The following is a 21,585-nucleotide window of genomic DNA, read 5'->3' as shown; positions in this document are numbered from 1 at the left end:
CCTGCTAGTCTATCCCCCAGTCCAGGCTAGGCAAACGGCTGGCAAACCAGTTCAGCGCCCTGGCGTCATTGTCCTTGCGCCAGGCAACATAGAGCGCCTGGGGGGCCCGTGGCAGCGCCACCTCACGGGCCAACAGACTGCCTTGCGCCAGCTCCTGGGCGATCAAATGCCTGGGGATGAACCCCACCCCGGCACCGGCCTGCTGTGCCTCTATCTTGCTGCGCATGTTGGGCACCCGGATAACCTGGCGGCTCTCGAACAGGCCGGATGAGCGTTGCGGCAGGGACCTGGAGCTGTCGGCCACCACCACAGAGGGGAACTGCAGCAGGGCCTCGCTGGAGATGACGGCGTTAGACTGCGCCAAGGGGTGGGATGGGCTGATGGCGAAGACGAAATTCAACTCGGCCATCTTATGCATCTGGTATTGTCCCTTGGGCCTGTCCTCACCTACGCCAATGGCGATATCGACCCGGCCGCTGTAGAGTGCATCCCAGCTGCCACCGAGTGACTCCTCGGTGAGCTCAAGTTCTATCTGCTTGCCCAGCTCGCAAAACTCCCTGATCAGACCAAATAGCGGCGCGTCCGGCACCACAGTATCCTTGGCCAAAATCAAGCGCCGCTCCCAACCTGTCTCCAATTGCCGCACGGCTTCCTCCAGACGCGTGGTCGCCGCGAGGATCTCCCGCCCCTGGGTCAGCACCAGGCGACCCACCTGGGTCAGCACCGCGCGTTGACCGCTGCGATCAAAAAGTTTGGCCCCCAGCTCGCTCTCCAGCTTTTGCACCGTATAGGTCAAGGCCGAAGGCACCTTGTACAAGGCATCGGCAGCGGCAGAAAAACTGCCTTTTTTATCAATAGCATCTAACACTCTCAACGCATCCAGGTTCAGGGCGGAATACATGATGACACCTTTGTTCAAAAATTTTGAATATTAATATCAAAATGTTCCGATTTTTATCGGCCAGGGTCAAGCATAGACTGAGCTTCGAGTCGAGGAGCTCACTCTGTCACTGAGCGTCCGCTACGGCATCACACTTAACCAAACATTGGAGCAAGATCATGAAAAAAATCATTTCAACCTTAATCACCAGCAACTCCGGCTGGACACCTTTGGCACTGCGCCTCCCTGTCGCCATCATCTTCATGGGCCACGGCGCCCAGAAGCTGTTCGGCTGGTTCGGTGGCTACGGCCTGGAAGGCACAGGCCAATGGATGGCCTCCATAGGGCTGACACCCGGCTACCTGATGGCGCTGATGGCGGGCAGCAGTGAATTTTTCGGCGGTCTCTTGTTGCTGCTGGGATTGCTGGTGCGGCCAAGCGCAGCGGTACTGGCAATAACCATGGTCATTGCCATCTTCAGCGTCCACGCCGGCAACGGCTTATTCCTGGCCAACAACGGCTATGAATTTGGCCTGGCCTTGCTCGCCATCACTGTGGCGCTGGCGCTCCAGGGAGCCGGCAAATTGTCTCTGGATAACCTCATAGCCCAGAAACTTAAGTAACGGAGTTCCCATGATCAACATCAGACGTGCAGAACAGCGTGGCAAAGCCGATTTTGGCTGGCTCAAGAGTCGCCATAGCTTCTCCTTCGGTCAGTATTATGATCCCGAACAGATGGGCTTCTCGGCGCTGCGGGTGATCAACGATGATTATGTCGCTCCTGGCATGGGTTTCGATACCCATGGCCATAAAGACATGGAGATCATCAGTTATGTGACTCAGGGAGAAATCGCCCACAAGGACAGTTATGGGCATGAGAAGGTGTTGCCGGCGGGCGAGTTCCAACTCATGTCGGCGGGTAAAGGCATCTACCACAGCGAGTACAACGCCTCCAAGACCGACGAGTTGCGCTTCCTGCAGATTTGGATCCAGCCCAATGAGTTCGGCCAGGCTGCCCGGTATCAGCAGCAGGCGTTCGAGCAGACGGGCGCCTTGACCGCGGTTGTCACGCCCAATGGGGAAAACGGCACCCTGCAGATAAAGCAAGATGCGACCCTCTACCGCCTGCGGCTCGCTGCCGGCGAGCAGCTGAATTACCTGACGACTGAGACACGCAATACATATGTGCACTTGATCTCGGGTGAGCTGACGCTCGACGGCCAGCCGCTGCAGCCGGGCGATGGTGCCAGGGTAACAGAGATAAGCGAACTCAGGCTGGCGTCGCGGGCAAGCGCAGTAGAAGCCCTGGTCTTCGACTTGCCTTAAGCTGTATGGAGAACGTCAGCCAAGCGCCAGTGTCATGCTGAAGTTCTCCAGGATCTCACCGCCGCGAGGGTGTTGGTTGTGGCTGTGGATCACGAAACCTTGCTTGAGGAAAAAGGGCATCGCCAGATGAGAGGCCTCGACACATAAGTGTCCCATGCCACTCGCCCTGGCGTGCTGCAGCAATGCCTGGTACAGCAGGCCCGCCAAACCGCGGCGCTGATGCTCAGGATGGGTAAAGAGGCAGTCAATCTCGGCGCTGGGGCGACCGGAGCCGGGGGCATCGACAGCCGGCGGCTTGAGGTTAATGAACCCCAGGATAACCCCGGCTTCTTCTGCGACCCAGGTTTGGGTGTCTTGCAGCCGGGCCAACCAATACGCCTCGCTGCGAACGGCACCCGACCAGGCATGACGCTGCGCTTGGCTATAATGCGTCGCCGCGGCCAGCGAGATGCTCAGGTGAAACACCTCAGCCAACTGAGCCACATCCGCACGCTCAAATAATCTTACCCGCATATATCCTGACTCAGACTAAAGAATGACTGAAAAACTATGGCGATTAAAAAGCTATGCCGACTAAAAAGCTATGGCCTTGCCGCTGCGTGATGCCCTAATGGCTTGTACATGGAAAAGCCGGTGATGACTTGCCCCAGCTTCTGCTGATAGCTGCGCCGCTCCAGGATGAAGCCCCACTTTTCGAACAGCGGCCTGGAGACATAGGAGGCGTCGACCGTCAGCCTGTCATACCCCTGCTCCCTGGCCCATAGCTCGACCGTGGCGTACAGCCGTCCGGCCAATCCCAATCCCTGATGCGCCGGCGCTATGTAGAGGCTGTCAATGTAGCCACGACTGCCGAAACCTGTCTCTATATTGATGAAGCCACAACAGAGTGGCAGCCTGTTCACCCCAGTGCCATCCTGCCCTGCGGCTGGTTGCGCTGCGGCCGGCTCCTCAACGGCCATGCCTTTCCTTAGCACCACCCAGCCCCGGGAGCGGGCGAGGCGCAATTGCCAGTGCTTGTCCGAGCGCGGCGCCCGCGACCAGGCGTTCAGCTGCTCGGGCGAATAACGCGGGTGCTTGATGGCCGTCACTGCTTCATGGAATACGAGGCTCACCTGCCGGGCATGGGCCGGCTGAAAGGCAACGATCTGGTAATCTGAGTCCTGTGGCATAGTATCAATAACTTGAGTTTAACTTTGGATTCAATAATGTTGGATCACATTCTCAGTCTAAGCGAGCCGGGACGGCTCACTCGAGCAGGGGCTGCAGCATGGCTTCCAGGCCATTGAGCTTGATCTCATAGATGAGCGCCAACTGTTCACCCAACTTGCCCTGGGGGAAACCCTGGCCATGAAACCACACCAGATAAGGCTCGGGTAATTGCAACAATTTCCAGCCGGCATATTTTCCGAAAGGCATTTTTTGATTGATGGCTTCGAGCAGTAAAGATTCGTCCATAGGGATAAGTCGCTGCGGTGGAACTTGGCGCCAGTCTACTCAAATTCCACCTTCGATGCACTATTGCAGTAATTTGGACAGATTGGGCCCGAGATTGGCGCAGTGGGAAGAAACGAATCCCAGCTCATGGCAGAGACGTTCGTCCTCACCCAGGGCGTGAATGCGCAGACAAGTGCCGGGCGCCGCTCTGCGCTGGGCGAAGGCCAACACACGTTCGAGCATCATGCGCGACAACCCGGATCCCTGGTATTGAGGCATGACGATGAAGTCTTGGATATAGAGATGCCGGTGCATGTCCTCGACCACACTGACCACACCGACGAGCTTGGCCAGCGAACCCGGCTCCCTGGCCGAGTCGAGCCGGGCGCTGACGGCATAGAGAGGCGCCGTGTCGTCAGGATCGAATTGATCCGCATTAAACCTTGCCTGGCCCGCGGTTTGCCTCAGGCTCAACAACTCATGCAGCAGCGGCGACTCTTCCGCCAAGCTGAAGCCAACATCCAATTCCGGCATCTTATTCATGGTGTCCATCGCGCATCCTTTCTCGTAATAAAAGCTGTTTTTTAGCCTACGCCGCCAATTTGGCAGAAAAATGACAATGCGGCAGACCCGAGCATCACGCCAGATAACGGGCTTTCCTTATATATCATTTATGTATTAATTATTGAATATCTATACCTTGAAGGAATACTTGAGTTGCCGCCATGCGACCCCATGACCGGCGACTCAGGCCGTTAACGGCGAAATATAAATCAAAAAAATGTTAATCACATGTTTTTATTGTAAAAAAATGAAATTCCCCGCCACAGCCAGGAGTGTCAACTTTTTGCCATCCCAGCCACCCAAGCCAAAATAATGTCGCGGGTCATAATGTAAAAAAACGTCAAAATTCAAGTAATTGACCCAAAGGCGTTATGCATCTACATTGAGCATACTCCGGGAAACGTTGTGTTCAGCGACGGTTGGCTCGAATGAATCTGAACCCTGCCCGCTCCAGTTGACGCAGTAAAAGTAAATAGCCAAGCAGGCAATAACAGGAATAAACAAGATGATCATATTAGTCGGTGGCGAAAAAGGCGGCAGTGGCAAGAGTTGTCTGGCGCAAAACATTGCGGTATTTCTCACGGCCGAGTGTGGTGCTGCGGTTATCATGGTTGATTGCGATCCCCAGCGCACTACGTCGGATTGGATCCATGCCAGAAACAATAATCCGGCGCTAGCCAGCATCAATTGCGTGCAACTCTACGGCAAGATACGCAACGACTTGTTGAGCCTGGAACAACACTACGACTATGTCATAGTCGACTGTGGCGGCCAAGACAACCTGGCATTGAGGGCGAGCATGTCTGTCGCCTCCCACGTGCTTATGCCGCTCAGACCCAAACGCCGCGATCTCAAGACAGTCAGTCACATGGATGACATAGTCGCCACCTGTATGATGATCAACCCTAAGATGAAGGCCTCCTTCGTGGTCACTCAGTGCCCCAACCTGCCCAACCAGGCGGGACGGATACTGGAAGCCAAGGAAGTCTGCCAGACCTATGACATCCATGTCCTCAAGGCCATCACCTATAGCCGCAACATCTATGACGACAGTGAAGAGTCCGGCCTGTCCGTGATAGAAATAGAGCCCAAGGGCAAGGCCGCCGATGAAATTCGTGGCATTGCCTGTGAGCTGCTGGAGGCCGCCAACGCAGATGAAATACGTCAGCGCATCACACAAACCAAGATAACCAATATGAGAGGTAACTATGGGACTGGCCGATCTCAAGAAAAATTATACGCAGTCTAAGAAGGTTACCGCTCAGCTGTCGTTGGATGACTTCATCGAAGCCGCCAATCTGTACGCCATGGGTCAAGCGCCCGAGGCCCGCCAGACCACGGCTCAGCTGGTTCCCTTCATCAGGCCGGCTCAAGGGGCGCAAAACAAGCAGGACAACAGGCCCCATGAGCCGTTTCGCAAGGCCACCTTCACCCTGAGTGAATCGGCCATCAGCCAACTGGCCGATCTGGCGAGCGAATGTGAGATTGCCAAGTCGAAACTGGTGCGCTTTTTGATAGAGCATCACTACGCCTTGCCCGTGCATGAGCGTAAACAGAAAGAGCAAAGCCTTTACAGAGACTAACCTTTTCCTCCCGTTGGCTGGTAGCATGACATGAGATCCAGATTCGTAGATACGGTTTCCTGGCCCGGATCTCATGTCATTGTCGCCCGGACATTAGCGCCGAATTAACTTTAGCTTTGCGCTACCAGCCTTTTTTCTCTCCCCCGGATAATCTGCCGCTGAAGGGGCTGAATGCCACACAGGCGATATCCTCCCCTTCCCCTTGATTTATGTCCACATCCCCCCAAGTTATGTAGTAGATGAACAAGTATCGGATAAACTATGCTGACAATAGCAGTCACAATTTTACTCGGCGGTCTCGCCATAGGCTGGATAGTCTCTGAAGACGCCCGCACCCGCCGCCGCAGGGCACAGATACTCAAGACGCCCTTCCCCAAGGCATGGCGCAGCATACTCAAGAAGCGCCTGCCCTATTTCAAGGCGCTGCCCACAGATCTGCAATTACAGCTGAAGAAGCACATACAGATTTTTATCCATGAGAAGCGTTTCATCGGCTGCAATGGTTTCGAAATAGATGATGATGTCAGGGTCACCATAGCCGCCCAGGCCTGCCTCTTGCTGCTCAATCGCAAGACGGATTATTACCCCAAACTCAAAGACATTTTGGTCTACCCCAACGCCTTCATCGTCAAGCAACAGCAAGCAGACGCCAACGGCATCGTCTGGGATCACAGACGCATACTGGCGGGAGAATCCTGGGGTCAGGGCAAGGTCATACTCTCCTGGACCCATACCCTGGTCGATGCTGCCGAGCCCTATGATGGCAACAATGTCGTCATCCATGAATTCGCCCATCAGCTGGATCAGGAAGGCGGTCAGGCCAACGGTGCCCCCCTTCTCTCCAGCATCACTGACTACCCTTCCTGGTCCAAGGTGCTGGGCGAGGAGTTTGCCGCACTCCAGCGCTGTGCGGCCCATGGCTTGCCTTCGATATTCAATTACTATGGTGCCACCAACCCCGCCGAATTTTTTGCCGTGATCAGCGAAGTCTTCTTCGAACGTCCGGAGATCTTTTACCAGCAGCATCCGGCACTGTACACTGAGCTGAGCCACTTTTACCGCTTGGATCCCGTCAGCTGGCACTGATGCGCCCAAGGAGAATACTGCTTCACGAAGGAAAACGTCTTATGCATGAAGTGCCCCTCGAAAAACCCTGTAGCCAGCTCCGCCTTGGGGCCATGGCGCCGGCGCTGACTGCCGCCCTGCTGCTCTGCCCGTTCGGCCCGCTTGCCGCCGAAACCCAAGTCCAGGCCACAGACACCGCCATGCCCCTTGCCGGCAAGACCCTGGCCGGCAAAGCAAAAATAGCCGAGGCAGAGGACCAGGCGCTGCTAGAGGCAGGAAGAGTGCTCGATGCCTTGCACCTGTCGGCCAAGACGGCCGATTGGGATAGCTATTTCTCGCTCTACAGCCAGGATGCCCTATTTCTGGGCACAGATGCAGATGAGCGCTGGGGGATGGCCGAGTTAGAGAAATACGCCCGCCCCACTAAAGGCTGGCGCTATGACGTCATGGAGCGGCATCTGCTGCGTCACGCCGAGGTTATCGTCTTCGATGAGCGGCTGAGCAGCCCGGCCTATGGTGCCTGCCGGAGTAGCGGCACCCTAATCCACACCCTGGCGGGATGGAAGCTGCTGCAATATCACCTCAGCTTCCCCATTCCCAACGAGATGGCCAAAGAGATCACAGCGCAACTCAAGCGCCATGACGGCAATGACTAGCCTAGCCCAGTGATATACCCAAACAGATGTTGGTCAACTGAATGAAATGGGTGAAGCTGTCGAAATCTTCCTGGGTGAATCCGCTTTGGGAGCTGTGCCTGTCAGCATAACAGACGCCTATCACCTTGTTGGCCACCAATAAGGGCGCCAGTAAAAAACCTGCGGCCGACACCAGAGCGGCTTGCCTGGCATCGAGCTGCGCCGACCAATGGACAGAGGCGGGTGAGTCCACCCATACCGGGCTCTTAAGCTCGACACAGCGCCGGAAGAGGTTGGTCGGCGCCGTGAGTTCCAGCATGAAACTCTGTTTCATCCGCTGGGCATCGTCCCCCAGCACCAGCCTGGGTTGCAACAACTTGCGGTTAGGTGACAAGAGCAAGACCCCACAGCGGTCCACGCCGACACCCTGCACTATGCCCTCGAGCATGGTCATGAGCACCAGATTGAAGTCCGTCTTCACCGCGGTAAAGCCGGTTAACTCACGCAATTTGAGCAGTTGAACATGCACATCGGCGCCGCGTGCCGGCGCTGCTGCAGCGGCCGCCGCCAACGCCTGGGTATCGGGGAGATATTCAACCAGCGCCCTGGCGCCGTACATTTCCGCCAGCTCCTGGGTCGCCAGTCGGCAGGCCTGAATGCGTCCCTTGAGTTCATCCATTTCTATGGCCATCACATCCGCTATCTGAGCCAAACGCCTCTCCAGCTCCTGCGCATTCTGACCCGGCGACCCCAAGAGCTCGGTCAATTTGTTGGCCAGAAAAATGCTGCGGATCTCCGGCGTCCTGTCATTCGGCTGATTCAACGACTTGAGCAAGACATCCCCCAGCCCCCAATGACGGGCTATCCCCTGGGTCAGTGGGCCGAAGGAGGTGCCGAGCAGTTCCCGGGTGACGCCATTCATTGCCGCCCTGTCCTGACACACTGTCAGTTGGGCGTCCAGTTGCTCGGTCACCTCCCCGCCCATGCTCCAGAAGGCACTCTCTCCCAACTGGTAGAGCAAGGCCGCGATAAACACTTCTTCCTGCAATTCTTCCTGATGCTCACCCAGGATCATCTTGGCCAGCATGGCAGCCTGGAACCCCTGCGCCATCAGCTTGAGCAACCTCTTGTAGACCTGGGGTGATAAATTCTTATTTTCCAGCAGGCTGCTGAGTAACTTAGCGGTAATGCAGATATTGCGTATGGTATCGAAGCCCAGCACCACTGCGGCGCGGCTGACGGTGGTGATATGACTTATGCCCTTGTTATAGATGGCACTATTGGCGACCCGCAGGATCCTCGAGGTCAGGGCATTATCGTGCATCACTGAGTTGCCGAGCTTGGCCAGAGATGAGACGTCGTCTTTTTCCAGCTTCTCCAGCGCCTTGATGGTCGAGCATAGGGCCGGCATTTCCTGCTCACTGATCCTCTTGGTCCAGTAATCGACGCCCTTTGAAGGAAGTTTGTTTGCTTTCACTGCATGGTCCGCCCATGTTAATCATGGTTTTCTTATTATAAGAGTCACCTGTGAGTATAGTGGCGACGCTGGATTTTTTCTGAAGCATTAGCATAACAAAAAAAGCGACTCTAAGGAGTCGCAAATGAAAGCCTGGAACTCTGGCTGTATGCCTGGCTTGTATATACGCTGCCGGGTAAGCAGGGGAAGGCACGCCAGCCAAAGGCGCGGCTGGCGTAAATAGGGTGCCGCCTGAAACAGGCGACACAGGGAACCAGGCTGCCCTGGGACAGCAAGGGTTAGAATTGCTCCTCTTCGGTAGAGCCGGTCAAGGCTGTCACGGATGAATGCCCGCCCTGGATCACTGTGGTCACCTGATCGAAGTACCCTGTGCCCACTTCCTGCTGATGGGCCACGAAGGTGTAGCCCTTCTTCGCCGCGGCAAACTCGACTTCCTGCACCTTCTCGACATAGTGCTTCATGCCTTCGCCGCGGGCATAGTCATATGCCAGGTCGAACATGTTGTACCACATGTTGTGAATACCGGCCAAAGTGATGAACTGGTACTTATAGCCCATGTCCGACAGCTCCTGTTGGAAGCGCGCTATGGTGGCGTCATCGAGGTTTTTCTTCCAGTTGAACGATGGCGAACAATTGTAGGCCAGCAGCTGATCCGGGAAGTGGGCGTGGATCGCCTCGGCGAAACGACGCGCCTCGTCCAGGTCGGGCTTGGCGGTTTCACACCAGATGAGATCCGCATAGGGGGCATAGGCCAATCCCCGGGAAATCGCCTGCTCCAATCCGGCTTTGACCCGGTAAAAACCTTCACTGGTACGCTCACCCGTGACAAAGTCCCGGTCGTAGGCATCACAGTCGGAGGTCAGCAAGTCGGCGGCATTGGCATCGGTACGGGCGATGACCAGGGTCTCCACCCCGCTGACATCGGCGGCCAGGCGCGCCGCCACCAGCTTCTGTACCGCTTCCTGAGTCGGCACCAGCACTTTCCCCCCCATGTGGCCACATTTTTTTACCGAAGCCAGCTGATCTTCGAAATGGACCCCGGCGGCACCCGCATCTATCATGGACTTCATCAGCTCGAAGGCATTGAGAACTCCGCCGAAACCCGCTTCGGCATCTGCGACTATCGGCAGGAAATAATCTGTATGGCCTTCATCCCCGGGATTGACGCCATTGCCCCATTGGATCTGATCGGCGCGGCGAAACGAATTGTTGATACGTGATACCACTGCCGGGACCGAGTTGGCCGGGTACAATGACTGATCCGGATACATGGTGCCCGCCAGATTCGCGTCGGCCGCCACCTGCCAACCCGAGAGGTAGATAGCCTCGATCCCCGCCTTGGCCTGCTGCACCGCCTGACCGCCGGTCAGCGCCCCGAGTGAGTTGACATAGCCCTTCTTGGCGCCGCCGTTCACCAGCTCCCACAGCTTGGCCGCACCATGCTTGGCGATGGTATTCTCTGGTACGATGGAACCACGTAAGGCGACCACTTCCTCCGCGCTGTATGGACGGCGCACCCCTTTCCAGCGTGGGTTTTCGGCCCAATCCTGCTTTATCGCGTCAATCTGTTGCTGGCGTGTCATTTGAGTCGTTGCCTTAGTCATAGTGTACCCCTTCCTCTGTGTGGTAAATTCGGCATGGATGAAACTTGCCCCCCAAGTTCCACCCTGCCAAACCCGTTTGCGGCGATAACTCGCCAAAATGTGATTCAATAGGCTCGAAGCCGTGATATAGGTATGCCTATGCTTACTGCTTAGCCGTCAGGATTTCGTAACCGGGCAAGGTCAGGAAATCGACCAGCTCGTCCGAGACGGTGATCTGTTCCAGTAGCACCGCCGCCTGGGTAAACTTGCCGTGGGTAAATCTATCCCCGCCGACTTCCTCTTTGACCTTGGCGAGTTCTTCCACCAGCATGTCTTTAAACAAGGTCTTGGTGACCAACTTGCCATTGGAAAGCGATTTGCCATGCTGGATCCATTGCCAGATAGAGGCCCTGGAGATTTCCGCCGTGGCGGCATCTTCCATCAAGCCGTAGATGGGCACACAGCCATTGCCCTGGATCCAGGCTTCTATGTATTGCAACGCGATACGGATATTCAGCCGCATCCCGGTTTCAGTGCGCTCACCTTCGCAGGGCCGCAAGAGTTCGCTGGCCAGAATAGGGGCGTCGACATCCCGGGTGATGTGCAGTTGATTGCAGTGCTCATCCCCTATGTAGCGGTTGAATATCGCCATGGCAGTATCGGCGAGCCCGGGATGTGCCACCCAAGTGCCGTCATGACCGTTGCGGGCCTCCAGCTCCTTGTCCTTGCGTACCCGTTCCAACACCGCCTCATTCTGCCCGGCATCCTTGGCCGGAATGAAGGCCGCCATGCCGCCCATCGCCAGGGCACCGCGCTTGTGGCAAGTCTTGATCAAGAGTCGCGAATAGGCGCTCAGGAAAGGCGTATCCATGGTGACCGCCTGCCTGTCCGGCAGCACCCTGTCCGGATGTTGCTTCAAGGTCTTGATGTAGCTGAAGATGTAATCCCAACGGCCGCAGTTGAGTGCCACTATGTTGGAACGCAGCTCATAGAGGATCTCGTCCATTTCGAATACCGCAGGCAGTGTCTCTATCAGGCAGGTGCACTTGATGGTGCCGCTCTGCAGGCAGAATCTGTCCTCGACGAAGGCGAACACCTTGGCCCACCAACGCGCCTCGAGATGGCTCTCCAGCTTGGGCAAGTAGAAATAAGGCCCGCTGCCCTTAGCCAACAACTGGCGATAGTTGTGATAGAAGTACAAGGCAAAATCGAACAGGGCTCCGGGGATCGCCAGACCATTGAACTCGACATGTTTTTCCTGCAGATGCAGGCCGCGAACCCGGCAGACCAACACAGCAGGGTCGGGATCCAACTTGTAGTGTTTCCCGCTTTGTGGCGCCGTATATTCGATATCGCCACGCACCGCATCACGCAGATTTATCTGTCCCTCAACCACCTTCTGCCAACTGGGTGCCAGTGAATCCTCGAAGTCCGCCATGAAGACTTTGACCTTGGCGTTGAGAGCATTGATCACCATCTTGCGTTCCACAGGCCCTGTGATCTCTACCCGGCGATCCAAGAGGTCGGCGGGGATCCCTCTTATCTGCCAGTCCCCATCACGAATGGCCTGGGTGTGTGGCAGAAAATCCGGTAAGGCTCCGCTGTCGATACGCGCCTGTCGTTGCTTTCTGTCGCCCAGCAGCACTGGCACTTCGGCAGCAAACTCCCGGCAGAGCGCCTCCAGCAGACTGACGGCGCCTTCACTGAAGAGTGACTCTTGTCCTGTGACCTCATGGCCAACTATCGCCAGCCCGGCCTTGCTCTGTTGTTGCATTAACCTATGTTCCGCCATCTTATGCCCCCGATAACCCTTAACCTGTGGTTTTGCGCTTATGCCGCCCCAAAAACCATCAAATGTTCGTTTCGAACCAAAATCTACGCATAAAGCACAGGCTTTGCAACAGGCTGTATTCGGCAATAAAATAGCGATAACAGGCGGAAAAATTGGTCTGACCAAGACGATTAATTATAATTAAGGCATTGAATTTAAAATTAAAATATCATTATTGCAATGTGGTTTGAATTGTAAGTGTAAATTTGTCAGACAAGTTTACCAATCCATCGTCAGTGTAATTTGTTACGTTATTAAATTACCAAAGTTAAACTTTTGGTTACGACAAATAAGAACGAAATGTCTAGCCAGAGAACGGCTCAGCGTTTTGGATTGCCCTTAAGGTAAGTAGATAAAATCATTATTTTTCAAAAGCATAATAGACAGGCTTACCACTCTGAATTAAAACGAGCGTTTTAATTTTACCTTTACGTAATGGTAAGAGTGGCGATAGTCATCAAAACCCCATATTCGAGTTATGTTTGTCGATCATCAAAGAAATTTGTTTTGGTTTACTGCAAAAAAATCACATTTTTTTCATTTATTTTTCAATTTAATGACAGTCATGACCCAAAGCCCCCTAACAGTCGTTGACATGCAACTGGACGCGGCCATTGCGGGGCTCTTCCGAAAAGACGGCAGACGAAAACCAGCTCGAATAATGTTGAAATCATAGATTGATTTAAAAATGAAAATCATTATCATTCCCATCCTTTTGAGAAGGAAGGATATAAAGATGAGAACTGTTGGCTTTTCACTCATGCTACTGACATGCGGCAGTGCCATGGCGAGCATGAGTCATGCGGCTGTGAGCCGGGCGCCGCTCACCGCCAATGACGATGTCGAGCGCATCACGGTTTACGGCAGACAAAACAGACTGGTGATGAACTCGGGCCTGGCAACCAAGTCGGATATGTCACTGATGGAAACGCCAGCGGCCATAGTCCTGGTGGATCAGGCACTCATAGAAAGCCAAGGCGCAGGCAATCTGCAAGACTTGGTGCGCAACATCAGCGGCGTCACCCAAGCGGGTAACAACTATGGCATAGGCGATAACCTGTCTATCCGGGGCCTGGATACCAGTTACACCTACGATGGCATGTACGGTGGTGCGGGCTTGGGCAATAGCTTCAATCCGACCCGCTCACTCACCAATGTGGAGTCGGTGGAAGTATTGAAAGGCCCGGCTACCGGGCTTTACGGCATGGGCAGTGCCGGCGGCATCATCAACCTCATAGAAAAGAAACCCAGGTTCGATGCAGGTACCGAATTCAAGGCTGAACTGGGCCAATGGGATAGCTACAGCCTGGCATTGGATACCACGGGAGCCATAGCCCAGGATACCGCCTACCGCTTGGTGGCGAAACATGGCCGCAGTGATGGCTATCGTCAGCTGGGCACAGACAGAGATGAAATCTATGCCTCGCTCAAGCAGCGATTCGGCCCATCCCAGGATCTGCTGTTCTCTGTCGCCTATATTCAGGATGCGGTGCGGGTCGACTCGATTGGGGATCCTATCCGCATCTTTAACAGCGACTCGGTCGCGGGCAAGTCAGCCATGGAGGTCAGTTGGCAGGATCTGGTCAATGATCCCAAAGGCAAAGGCGTGAACCTGAGCGATAGCCAGCGCCAGCAACTGGCAGACTCCCTCAGGGCCGGTGATGGTCTAACCCCCTTTGCACTCGGGGATACCAGCCTGCTGTCGAGTCTGACCGAGCCAAACCAGGGTGAAGAACTCAGGTTCAAGCTCAACCATAATCTGGACTTAAGCGATAATCTTTATCTCAATCAACAACTGCAATACCGGGATTACCATTCCGACTTCGTGCGCCAAACTGGGGCTTACAACTATGTTTATTGGCATCGGAGCGGCGCAACCAACGCCAATCCCCGCGCACCACTGGTTGTGGATGGTGTCTTGTATCCCTATGCGGCCCGGCGACAGGAGTATCGCAAAGTCGACGCCGACGAAACCTCCTGGCAGTATTTTGCCGACTTGAGGTATGACTTCAGCCTGGCCGGCATAGACAGTGAGCTCTTGCTCAACGCCAATCTGGAAGACAGGGACATAAGGCTGCAGGACTGGTCTATCTATGATGCGGACAAGGAAATCAAGGGTAAGAATGGCGAACTGCTCTACCTTGGACAACTGCCCTACCTGCTGGATATCCGTGATCCCAACTGGGGAACGGGCAGCTTCGAGCAGTACGATCCCCTGTTGACCGCCAATTACAGCAAACAGGTGCAAGCCTGGGGCCTGGGGCTGCAATATGTGGGCTACCTCAGCGACACCCTCACGACACGCTTGGGCTTTGCCTTCAATGAGATAGCCCAATCCTACACGCATCTTGGCGTCGACTCCCGCTACAGCACCAGCAAAGCCGAGCCGATCCCTGAGAAAAACAGCAAAGACAATGGCATGACCTATAACCTGGGCCTTTCCTATCATCCAGTGGATGAGCTGTCTTTGTTCATCAATCACGCCAAGGGCAGAATAGCTTACAGCCTGCTTGGCAGCGTCAGTGGTCAACAAGATGACAGGCCGGACTCTGAGTCCCTCAGCTATGATCTGGGGATACGGCTGAAGCAATTCGACGATCAGCTGCTGGCCTCCCTGGTGCTGTTTCAGAGTTCGCGCACCAACCTGAGGTACACTAATCCAGACTATGAACTTGGGATATCGGCGGTCGAAGTGCCACAATACTTCTTTAACGGTGCCGATGAAACCAAAGGCGTCGAGCTGGATATTAATGCCTTTCTCGACGAGCAGTGGAAATTCAATCTGAACGGCGTATATCAGGATGCCCGTAACAAGAACGATCCCAATTCATCCGACTATAACTCGCATCAAAAAGGCGTTCCCATGATCACCGCCGGCGCCTGGCTCAGTTACAGCGCCAATCTAGCCATGTTGCCACAACCTCTTTCATTGAGCCTGGGAGTCAACTATGTGGCCGAACGCAGCACGGCATCGAGCTCCTTCGGCATTCCCGACGGTCATGTGGACGCTTATAGTCTATGGCATTCGGCGATAGCCTATGACACGGATGACTGGTCGCTGCAGTTGAACCTGAATAATCTGTTCAACCGAGACTACTATGATAAGGCAATGTTCCTCGGTGGCCTCCCTGGGGCCGAATGCAATCTCAAGCTCAGCCTGAGCTATCGCCTTTAAGGCATGCACAGGCTTTTTAACGCCGCCGACTCGTCCTAAAGCAAAGAGGGCAGACGCTAAGCTCTGCCCTCTTCCTCATCAATGTTCGGCCCAAGATCAGGATGGGCTAAGGGATAACTTGCTCTGTCCGGCGTTCGAACCTTTGTCTGGTCCCAATGCCGCGGAATAAGCCACCACAAGATTGCGTCCCTGGGACTTGGCTGCGTACAGTGCCAAGTCGGCCCTATGCAACAGGGGATCCAGGCTCAGGTCGCTATCACCCATGCTGCTGACGCCGAAACTGGCGGTCAGACTGAATTCATGCCCTGAATGCTGGGTATTGATGGCGGCTATCTTCTCCCGACATAGCTGCGCCACTTCCAATGCCTGGGCCTCGCTGGCAGATGGCAGAAATATGCCAAACTCTTCTCCACCGACCCGGGAAAACACGTCACAGCTGCGAATGCGGCTCTTAAGGGTTTCGACCACTTTTTTCAGCGCCCAGTCCCCAGTCCCATGACCAAAACTGTCGTTGATACGCTTGAAATGATCCAGATCGAATAAGATGACACTGAAACTCCCGCCCTTGGCCAGGGTCTGCACAAACAGGTTCTCGGCCAGCTCCTGACCCGCACCACGATTGAGTATGCCGGTCAGACTATCCAAGCTCGCCATGCGCTTGTACTTGCGCTTCTGCATCATGCCGGCGATGAATAAGATAGCGAGAAAAATCACCCCACCTATGAGTATGGTCACCAGCATCAGCATATTGGTGCGTTCCCGCTCCTTGACCCGCTGCATCGCCATATACAGCTCACGCTCACGGTTGAGCAGGTTGATCTCCCGCTCCTTCTCATCGACGTTAAACTTGGATGACTGGTAGGCGAGCGCCTTCATCTTCTTCTCGTCGAACAACAACTTACTATAATGTTGATCCTGCAGGGAATACTCATAGGCTTGCTCGAACGCTCCTTGTCTGGCCGCCAGCTCAGACAAGACCCGGTAGGCTAGCTGCTTATGCTCTATGCTACTGGGATCTTCAGGCTGGGTTATCACTCGCTCGGCGTGGAGCTTAGCCTCGGCATCTTCGCCGGTGGCCAAATAATTCTGTGCCAGCAAGGCATGCACATGGCTGATTTCTAGCTGAAAATTGAATGTCTCATAACCTGTGAGCGCCTTAAGCAAGAAATTTCTGGATAATGGGAAGTCACCCTCTCGCAATTTAACCCATCCCAGTCCCTTGAGCGCCATGTTGGCGATCAGCGACAAGCCATTTTGCTTGCAATAACTCAGGGTGTTTTCGAAATCACTAAAGGCGGAATCCAGACTCCGCAGCTCTAAGGCCGACACAGCCAAATAGAGTTTAGCGGTGCAGATATCCTTAACATCGTCGGCATCGGCCAGCTCTATTGCCTTGGTCGCATATAGGGCAACGGCATCGCTCGCCTCCATACCATTGTAAAGACTCGCAAGACGCAAATAGGCACTGCGTTTGATGTCCACATCTTCGATTCTGACAATTAATGCCAAACTTTTTGCCATCATAGCCAAGGCCCGTTCAAAATCTCGGGTAGCAATATAGGCGGTAGCCTTATAGCTATATAAGGATGCCAGAAGGTAGGTATCCTTAACTAGCAATTCAGCCTGATTGAAGTTTATCAAGGCCTCTCGATAGTGGGCGTTATAGATGAATGCAATGCCCTTGAAGGTCAAGAAACGACCTTGCTGTGCAGGGCTCAGTTTATCGAAACTAAGCTCCAACTCATTCAATCTGGTCACAGATGTCGACACATCAGAATGCAGAATAACGCCAATCTCATCGAGAGTTTGGTCATATTCCTGCATAGCTGCAATCAAGTGCCCACTATAGAGCACCATGATTGCAGTAAATAGCCAGCGATACAGCTTATTCACCCGGCACTATTTATCGTTGCCATGATAAACAACCAGGAAGGACTGACCTTCATCCCCACCAGCCAAAGACTGCAGCTTTGACTTGTCCCCCGCCATCACGGCAACGGCCTCGTCATCCTTCACGCCATAGGCGCTCATCACGGCGACGGGATTTTGCTTGTAGCCCCGCATCAGCCGTGCATCCTGACCCAGCTCACTCAAAAAACCAGTTAAGTTTGACATAGTATTTCCTTATTTTACTGTGGTGGTAACAATAACTATCCTAAATCCGCTGGGGTAATTCCCAGTTTTTCAAGTATTTCCAGGTTATATGTCAGCTTGCGGGCCGGCGGTATCAACAGGGTACTGATCGCCGTCAACCTGGCTCCCGGCAAGTCTCTTAACGCCAAACGCTCGATGCGCGGGCTTTGGGTCGGTAGGTTAGCCGCCTCATAGATGACAATTCCGTGTTCAGCCGGATACCAGCGTTGCAGCAACTCCACCAACACTTGCAACCTGTCGGCCGTGGTATGAAACTGAGTCAAAGTGTGCTCACCCGCCAGGGCGATTTGCCACAAGAGCAGATGGGTCGTGGGATCGGGCACATGTTGGAAGAACATGAACTGACTGGCCTCGAAGCTCTGGTGGCCCGAATTGCCCGGATCTATGCCGAGATCGGCCCACAGACAGGCTTCGGCGGATATCCCCGGCTCCATCTGCGCCGCGAAGCCTTCGGCTCTGGCCTGCTTAATCGCCAAATGGGACACACAGGCGAACACCCCAGGATGACCGTAGAGGGCGCAGACGACACTCTTACCCGAGCGCACCGCATTCAGTATGGCTGCCACCATCTGAGCATAAGTTTCGCGCCGATTCTTCACTCCCTCCTGCTGGGCATAGTACTGCTGCAGGTCGATGACATTGTTATTCAATCCTTCGAGCCAACGCTGGGCGAAACTATCGGGAAGCAGGCTGAAAACAACATCCGCATGCTCAATATAGCTTTTGCTTAACACGCTGATCTGCCCGGCCAGTTGTAATCCGGTACCGACACATACTAGTGAACCCAAATCTAACTCCTTCAGATTGGTTGCTTAGGTAAAACATGAGAATGCTCAGGCCCAGCTGTTGAGCGACTTGGCTCAGGCTAAGGTCCTATTATAACTAAGGTCCAATTATAAATAAGGCCTTGAAACCAAGGGACACATTCAACTTACAATAACTCAAAATAAAAACATTTTGTTAACTTTTTTAGGGGGTAACAAGTGTTAGCCACTTTATTAACCACCCAAGCCAGCACAGCCTAAACTGCACCTGTCCACGCCTTGGCCGCCGCTGCAAACCCTAGCTCTTCACATTAAAATCATGGCGCCGGCCTTTACCCTCTCAGCCACGGTAAAACGTCATCTAACTATAGACCAATGTTACTGAACTAATGCCAAAAGCCGCAGTCCAACTGTGACACAATAGTTTTCATGGCTGCTATAACCTCCTATAACCCTTGTCAGCGGGGGGAATGCTTGGGTATCATGGCCGACAGATTTTTCGGAAGTAGCGCACACAATGATCAATAAAAAGCAAAGTCTTACCCTGCTGGGCGCCGCTGCGCTCTCCCTGTCACTCAATGCCTGTAGTGTTTTTGACTATCTGATCTATAAGCCGGATGTGCCGCAAGGTAACTACATGGAGCCGCAGCAAGTCGAGAAACTGCGTATCGACATGACCAAGGAACAGGCGGAGTACATACTCGGTCGTCCCGTGTTACGCGATAGCTTCGCCGACGATACCTGGTATTATGTTTACCACTATAAGAGTGGCCGCGATGCCAGCATAATACATAAAGAACTCATACTGAGATTCAAGGACCAACACCTGGTGAGCGTCAGCGGAGATTACGAACTCAGTCCCGAGTTTAACACCCCGCTGGAACAGAGCAGCCTGCCTGCGTTGAATACCCAGGAAACAGTGCCTCAAGTGCCGCCCCAGCGCGCCGATGGGAAACCTTTGGTCGAAGAGAAGAAACTGGAAATGAAGCCCCCCGCCGATCCACAAAATTAGTCACGGCTGGAACAACAAAAAAGCGCCCAAGGGCGCTTTTTTGTTGGCTGTTTTTGCACCTTTATCCTGCAAACATCCTTGTGCAAAAAGTATTGGGCAAAAAGTATTGGGCAGAAAGTATTGTGCAAAAATCATTGGGAAAAAATGCTTTCAAGCCTGTTTGTACAGGGCTCAGTGCGGCCCTAGCCCATCAGGCGCGGCCGCCGGTGATTTTATTCGCCCTGCCTTCGTCTTTAGCCTTATCGGCGCGGCGGCGACGCACATCCTTGGGATCGGCAATCAGGGGCCGGTAGATTTCAACTCTCTGCCCGGGTTCGAGCACTTCATCGTGTTTCACCAGACGGCTGAATATCCCGAGTTTCACCGTTTCCAGGTCGATCTCGGGGAAAAATTGCTGCATATTACTCAGGCGCACCGCCTCGATGCAACTGGTACCGGCACTGACTGTTACCCTAATCACCTTCTGCTGTGTCGGCAGGGCATACACCACATCCACCGCAAACTTCTCAGTCTCATTCACCACTGTAAATCACCTTAGCCCTGCCGGTAAACGCAGTTACCATGGAAGACATCAACTCTTTAAATACTTTACCAAAAGCCAGTTCCACCAGCGAGCTGGAAAACTCAAAATTCAGCTCAAAATCCACCTTGCAGGCGTCTTCTGTCAACTCGGTGAAACGCCAGTGGCCACGTAAGTGTTTGAACGGACCGTTATCCAGGTTCAGCTCTATGCTCTTTCCCGGTACCAGCTGGTTGCGGGTGGTGAAGGTCTTGCTGACGCCCGCCTTACTCACGTCCACGGATGCCAACATGGTCTGGCCATCAAACTCCAATACCTTGCCACCGACGCAGCCGGGGATGAACTCCTTGTAAGACTCGACATCATTCACCAAATCGTACATTTGCTTGGCACTGAAACGAACTAAGACACTGCGTGAAATCTGTGGCATGGGCTCTGCTTGTATTCCTGGTTCTGCTCTGGGGCCGAAAAATTAACGGGATTTTATCACGAACAAGCAAAAACGCACCCTTATTGCCGCACGGCGCCTTGGCATGCACAAAAAAACAGCAGGCCAGGCATTAAAAGTTGAAAAGCCACAAATATTCCCCCATATCCAATTCCAAATTCACTGCCCGTGGGTATAATGGCGCCACTATGGTAAAGAAAAAATCAAAGAAAGAAGCGCCTGCGACTATCGCACGCAATAAACGCGCTACCTTCGAATACCGTTTCGAAGAAAAAATGGAAGCCGGCCTGCAACTCATGGGATGGGAAGTCAAATCCATCCGTATGGGCAAGGTCAACTTATCCGATTGCTACGTCTTCCTCAAAGATGGCGAAGCCTTCATGCATGGCTGCACCATAATCCCGCTGAATACCGCATCGACCCATGTGGTCTGCGATCCGTTGCGGTTGAAGAAACTGCTGCTGAGCCGCAAGGAACTCGACAAGCTCGCGGGTCTGGTTGAGCGTCAGGGCTATTCCATCATCCCCATCTCCATGTACTGGCGTAAGGGTGCCTGGGTCAAGGTCGAGATAGGTCTGGGTAAGGGTAAGAAAGATCACGATAAACGCGAAGACACCAAGTCCAGGGAATGGGAAGTCGAAAAGGCGCGGGTGATGAAGAAAGAGAAAACGCGCGGATAATGAACAAAAGGTTGTTCCCGTTGAAATTGCTGCTAGTTATTAGCGCTTTCAGAGGGTACAATTGGGTTACTTGGGGGCGATTTTGGATTCGACAGGATTCACGAAACCCTGGGAGCATGCCGAGGGGCGGTTGGCCTCGTAAAAAGCCGCACAGTTATAGTTGCAAACGACGATAACTACGCTCTAGCAGCTTAGGCTAGCTAGCCATCTGACACAGGTCTCTCAAATGGGCGGTGTATACAGATGGTCATCTTACATTTGATAGCGAGGGAACTCCGTCCGGGGGTGAACCGCGAAACAGTACCGGACTCGCCCGATGAAATCCTGTCTTTCGGAGTTTATTCGGGTTAATTAAAAGAGAGACTAAGCATGTAGCGCCTTGGATGTAGGCTTTCTGGACGCGGGTTCAAGTCCCGCCGCCTCCACCAAATAAAACAAGGGCTTAGCGGAAACG

22 protein-coding genes and 1 other RNA gene are annotated in these 21,585 nt (G+C 53.9%); 10 read left to right on the top strand and 13 right to left on the bottom strand.

What is annotated here, in order from left to right:
• Positions 1 to 4 precede the first annotated feature (4 nt).
• Positions 5 to 901: a LysR family transcriptional regulator gene (locus tag LZP73_RS10465; protein WP_234234871.1), complete on the bottom strand. Its 897-nt coding sequence runs from the start codon at positions 899 to 901 to the stop codon at positions 5 to 7.
• A 158-nt stretch (positions 902 to 1,059) separates the two neighbouring features.
• Here LZP73_RS10465 and LZP73_RS10460 point away from each other — a divergent pair, with 158 nt between their 5' ends.
• Both LZP73_RS10460 and LZP73_RS10455 read left to right on the top strand, forming a co-directional pair.
• Positions 1,060 to 1,503: a DoxX family protein gene (locus tag LZP73_RS10460; protein ID WP_234234869.1), complete on the top strand. Its 444-nt coding sequence runs from the start codon at positions 1,060 to 1,062 to the stop codon at positions 1,501 to 1,503.
• A 10-nt stretch (positions 1,504 to 1,513) separates the two neighbouring features.
• Positions 1,514 to 2,206, top strand: coding sequence for a pirin family protein (locus tag LZP73_RS10455; RefSeq protein ID WP_234234868.1), 693 nt, complete (start codon positions 1,514 to 1,516; stop codon positions 2,204 to 2,206).
• Between the two features lie 15 nt (positions 2,207 to 2,221).
• Here the strand turns inward: LZP73_RS10455 and LZP73_RS10450 are convergent, their stop codons facing one another.
• The 4 genes from LZP73_RS10450 to LZP73_RS10435 all read right to left on the bottom strand — a co-directional run bounded on the left by LZP73_RS10450 (position 2,222) and on the right by LZP73_RS10435 (position 4,192).
• Complete coding sequence (locus LZP73_RS10450; protein WP_234234866.1) at positions 2,222 to 2,719, bottom strand: GNAT family N-acetyltransferase; 498 nt, start codon at positions 2,717 to 2,719, stop codon at positions 2,222 to 2,224.
• A gap of 68 nt (positions 2,720 to 2,787) precedes the next feature.
• Positions 2,788 to 3,375: a GNAT family N-acetyltransferase gene (locus tag LZP73_RS10445; RefSeq protein WP_234234864.1), complete on the bottom strand. Its 588-nt coding sequence runs from the start codon at positions 3,373 to 3,375 to the stop codon at positions 2,788 to 2,790.
• Positions 3,376 to 3,451: 76 nt separating this feature from the next.
• Positions 3,452 to 3,661 carry a DUF3820 family protein gene (locus LZP73_RS10440; RefSeq protein WP_169564188.1) on the bottom strand — a complete coding sequence of 70 codons (210 nt, stop codon included), beginning with the start codon at positions 3,659 to 3,661 and terminating at the stop codon, positions 3,452 to 3,454.
• Positions 3,662 to 3,721: 60 nt separating this feature from the next.
• A complete protein-coding gene (locus LZP73_RS10435; RefSeq protein WP_234234862.1) occupies positions 3,722 to 4,192 on the bottom strand; it encodes a GNAT family N-acetyltransferase in 471 nt (156 codons plus the stop codon).
• Positions 4,193 to 4,709: 517 nt separating this feature from the next.
• Between LZP73_RS10435 and LZP73_RS10430 the strand changes: the two genes are divergently transcribed.
• The 4 genes from LZP73_RS10430 to LZP73_RS10415 all read left to right on the top strand — a co-directional run bounded on the left by LZP73_RS10430 (position 4,710) and on the right by LZP73_RS10415 (position 7,508).
• A complete protein-coding gene (locus LZP73_RS10430) occupies positions 4,710 to 5,453 on the top strand; it encodes an AAA family ATPase (protein ID WP_234234860.1) in 744 nt (247 codons plus the stop codon).
• Positions 5,413 to 5,787 carry a CopG family transcriptional regulator gene (locus LZP73_RS10425; RefSeq protein ID WP_234234858.1) on the top strand — a complete coding sequence of 125 codons (375 nt, stop codon included), beginning with the start codon at positions 5,413 to 5,415 and terminating at the stop codon, positions 5,785 to 5,787. Before LZP73_RS10430 ends, LZP73_RS10425 begins: the two co-directional genes overlap by 41 nt.
• Before the next feature lie 261 nt (positions 5,788 to 6,048).
• Complete coding sequence (locus LZP73_RS10420) at positions 6,049 to 6,873, top strand: zinc-dependent peptidase (RefSeq protein WP_234234856.1); 825 nt, start codon at positions 6,049 to 6,051, stop codon at positions 6,871 to 6,873.
• 41 nt (positions 6,874 to 6,914) lie between these two features.
• A complete protein-coding gene (locus tag LZP73_RS10415) occupies positions 6,915 to 7,508 on the top strand; it encodes a nuclear transport factor 2 family protein (protein WP_234234854.1) in 594 nt (197 codons plus the stop codon).
• A gap of 1 nt (position 7,509) precedes the next feature.
• Here LZP73_RS10415 and LZP73_RS10410 read toward each other — a convergent pair whose 3' ends face one another.
• The 3 genes from LZP73_RS10410 to aceB form a co-directional block, all read right to left on the bottom strand.
• The gene (locus LZP73_RS10410) at positions 7,510 to 8,964 is read right to left on the bottom strand and encodes an HDOD domain-containing protein (RefSeq protein WP_442800730.1); all 1,455 of its coding nucleotides are present in this window, start codon (positions 8,962 to 8,964) and stop codon (positions 7,510 to 7,512) included.
• A gap of 278 nt (positions 8,965 to 9,242) precedes the next feature.
• Positions 9,243 to 10,568 (bottom strand): isocitrate lyase, encoded by a 1,326-nt coding sequence (gene aceA, locus LZP73_RS10405; RefSeq protein WP_234234852.1) that lies wholly within the window; start codon positions 10,566 to 10,568, stop codon positions 9,243 to 9,245.
• Between the two features lie 142 nt (positions 10,569 to 10,710).
• On the bottom strand, positions 10,711 to 12,339 hold the full coding sequence (aceB, locus tag LZP73_RS10400; protein WP_442800729.1) for a malate synthase A: 1,629 nt from the start codon (positions 12,337 to 12,339) through the stop codon (positions 10,711 to 10,713).
• A 775-nt stretch (positions 12,340 to 13,114) separates the two neighbouring features.
• Between aceB and LZP73_RS10395 the strand changes: the two genes are divergently transcribed.
• Positions 13,115 to 15,553 (top strand): TonB-dependent receptor, encoded by a 2,439-nt coding sequence (locus LZP73_RS10395; protein WP_234234848.1) that lies wholly within the window; start codon positions 13,115 to 13,117, stop codon positions 15,551 to 15,553.
• 96 nt (positions 15,554 to 15,649) lie between these two features.
• On the opposite strand, the gene LZP73_RS10390 is transcribed toward LZP73_RS10395, so the two are convergent.
• The 3 genes from LZP73_RS10390 to LZP73_RS10380 are packed head-to-tail and all read right to left on the bottom strand — an operon-like array spanning position 15,650 to position 18,495.
• Positions 15,650 to 17,410 (bottom strand): tetratricopeptide repeat-containing diguanylate cyclase, encoded by a 1,761-nt coding sequence (locus LZP73_RS10390; protein ID WP_442800738.1) that lies wholly within the window; start codon positions 17,408 to 17,410, stop codon positions 15,650 to 15,652.
• Positions 17,411 to 17,452: 42 nt separating this feature from the next.
• A complete protein-coding gene (locus LZP73_RS10385; protein WP_234234844.1) occupies positions 17,453 to 17,668 on the bottom strand; it encodes a hypothetical protein in 216 nt (71 codons plus the stop codon).
• A gap of 35 nt (positions 17,669 to 17,703) precedes the next feature.
• Positions 17,704 to 18,495, bottom strand: a complete 792-nt coding sequence (locus tag LZP73_RS10380) for an SAM-dependent methyltransferase (RefSeq protein ID WP_234234842.1) — start codon at positions 18,493 to 18,495, stop codon at positions 17,704 to 17,706.
• A gap of 493 nt (positions 18,496 to 18,988) precedes the next feature.
• On the opposite strand from LZP73_RS10380, the gene LZP73_RS10375 reads away from it, so the two are divergent.
• A complete protein-coding gene (locus LZP73_RS10375) occupies positions 18,989 to 19,483 on the top strand; it encodes an outer membrane protein assembly factor BamE (protein WP_234234840.1) in 495 nt (164 codons plus the stop codon).
• Positions 19,484 to 19,673: 190 nt separating this feature from the next.
• Here LZP73_RS10375 and LZP73_RS10370 read toward each other — a convergent pair whose 3' ends face one another.
• Together LZP73_RS10370 and LZP73_RS10365 are read right to left on the bottom strand one after the other, a co-directional pair.
• Entirely contained in the window at positions 19,674 to 20,006 is a 333-nt protein-coding gene (locus LZP73_RS10370; protein ID WP_169564177.1) for an RnfH family protein, read from the bottom strand.
• Positions 19,996 to 20,433 carry an SRPBCC family protein gene (locus LZP73_RS10365; RefSeq protein WP_234234839.1) on the bottom strand — a complete coding sequence of 146 codons (438 nt, stop codon included), beginning with the start codon at positions 20,431 to 20,433 and terminating at the stop codon, positions 19,996 to 19,998. Before LZP73_RS10365 ends, LZP73_RS10370 begins: the two co-directional genes overlap by 11 nt.
• A gap of 206 nt (positions 20,434 to 20,639) precedes the next feature.
• Between LZP73_RS10365 and smpB the strand changes: the two genes are divergently transcribed.
• Both smpB and ssrA read left to right on the top strand, forming a co-directional pair.
• Positions 20,640 to 21,131: an SsrA-binding protein SmpB gene (smpB, locus tag LZP73_RS10360; RefSeq protein ID WP_234234837.1), complete on the top strand. Its 492-nt coding sequence runs from the start codon at positions 20,640 to 20,642 to the stop codon at positions 21,129 to 21,131.
• A gap of 72 nt (positions 21,132 to 21,203) precedes the next feature.
• Positions 21,204 to 21,559, top strand: a transfer-messenger RNA (tmRNA) gene (ssrA, locus tag LZP73_RS10355).
• The last annotated feature ends 26 nt before the right edge of the window (positions 21,560 to 21,585 follow it).

It is taken from the genome of Shewanella sp. AS16, assembly GCF_021412365.1.
Taxonomy (GTDB): Bacteria; Pseudomonadota; Gammaproteobacteria; order Enterobacterales; family Shewanellaceae; genus Shewanella; species Shewanella salipaludis.
Note: the sequence above shows the minus strand (reverse complement) of the source record. Positions and strands in the feature narration are given on the sequence as shown.

Coding starts and splice junctions, on each gene's coding strand:
- LZP73_RS10440 (WP_169564188.1), bottom strand. CDS start 3,661: ATGGACGAATCTTTACTGCTCGAAGCCATCAATCAAAAAATGCCTTTC.
- LZP73_RS10430 (WP_234234860.1), top strand. CDS start 4,710: ATGATCATATTAGTCGGTGGCGAAAAAGGCGGCAGTGGCAAGAGTTGT.
- LZP73_RS10395 (WP_234234848.1), top strand. CDS start 13,115: ATGAGAACTGTTGGCTTTTCACTCATGCTACTGACATGCGGCAGTGCC.
- LZP73_RS10425 (WP_234234858.1), top strand. CDS start 5,413: ATGGGACTGGCCGATCTCAAGAAAAATTATACGCAGTCTAAGAAGGTT.
- LZP73_RS10445 (WP_234234864.1), bottom strand. CDS start 3,375: ATGCCACAGGACTCAGATTACCAGATCGTTGCCTTTCAGCCGGCCCAT.
- LZP73_RS10375 (WP_234234840.1), top strand. CDS start 18,989: ATGATCAATAAAAAGCAAAGTCTTACCCTGCTGGGCGCCGCTGCGCTC.
- LZP73_RS10420 (WP_234234856.1), top strand. CDS start 6,049: ATGCTGACAATAGCAGTCACAATTTTACTCGGCGGTCTCGCCATAGGC.
- LZP73_RS10455 (WP_234234868.1), top strand. CDS start 1,514: ATGATCAACATCAGACGTGCAGAACAGCGTGGCAAAGCCGATTTTGGC.
- aceA (WP_234234852.1), bottom strand. CDS start 10,568: ATGACTAAGGCAACGACTCAAATGACACGCCAGCAACAGATTGACGCG.
- smpB (WP_234234837.1), top strand. CDS start 20,640: ATGGTAAAGAAAAAATCAAAGAAAGAAGCGCCTGCGACTATCGCACGC.
- LZP73_RS10385 (WP_234234844.1), bottom strand. CDS start 17,668: ATGTCAAACTTAACTGGTTTTTTGAGTGAGCTGGGTCAGGATGCACGG.
- LZP73_RS10450 (WP_234234866.1), bottom strand. CDS start 2,719: ATGCGGGTAAGATTATTTGAGCGTGCGGATGTGGCTCAGTTGGCTGAG.
- aceB (WP_442800729.1), bottom strand. CDS start 12,339: ATGGCGGAACATAGGTTAATGCAACAACAGAGCAAGGCCGGGCTGGCG.
- LZP73_RS10390 (WP_442800738.1), bottom strand. CDS start 17,410: ATGGTGCTCTATAGTGGGCACTTGATTGCAGCTATGCAGGAATATGAC.
- LZP73_RS10465 (WP_234234871.1), bottom strand. CDS start 901: ATGTATTCCGCCCTGAACCTGGATGCGTTGAGAGTGTTAGATGCTATT.
- LZP73_RS10435 (WP_234234862.1), bottom strand. CDS start 4,192: ATGGACACCATGAATAAGATGCCGGAATTGGATGTTGGCTTCAGCTTG.
- LZP73_RS10415 (WP_234234854.1), top strand. CDS start 6,915: ATGCATGAAGTGCCCCTCGAAAAACCCTGTAGCCAGCTCCGCCTTGGG.
- LZP73_RS10365 (WP_234234839.1), bottom strand. CDS start 20,433: ATGCCACAGATTTCACGCAGTGTCTTAGTTCGTTTCAGTGCCAAGCAA.
- LZP73_RS10460 (WP_234234869.1), top strand. CDS start 1,060: ATGAAAAAAATCATTTCAACCTTAATCACCAGCAACTCCGGCTGGACA.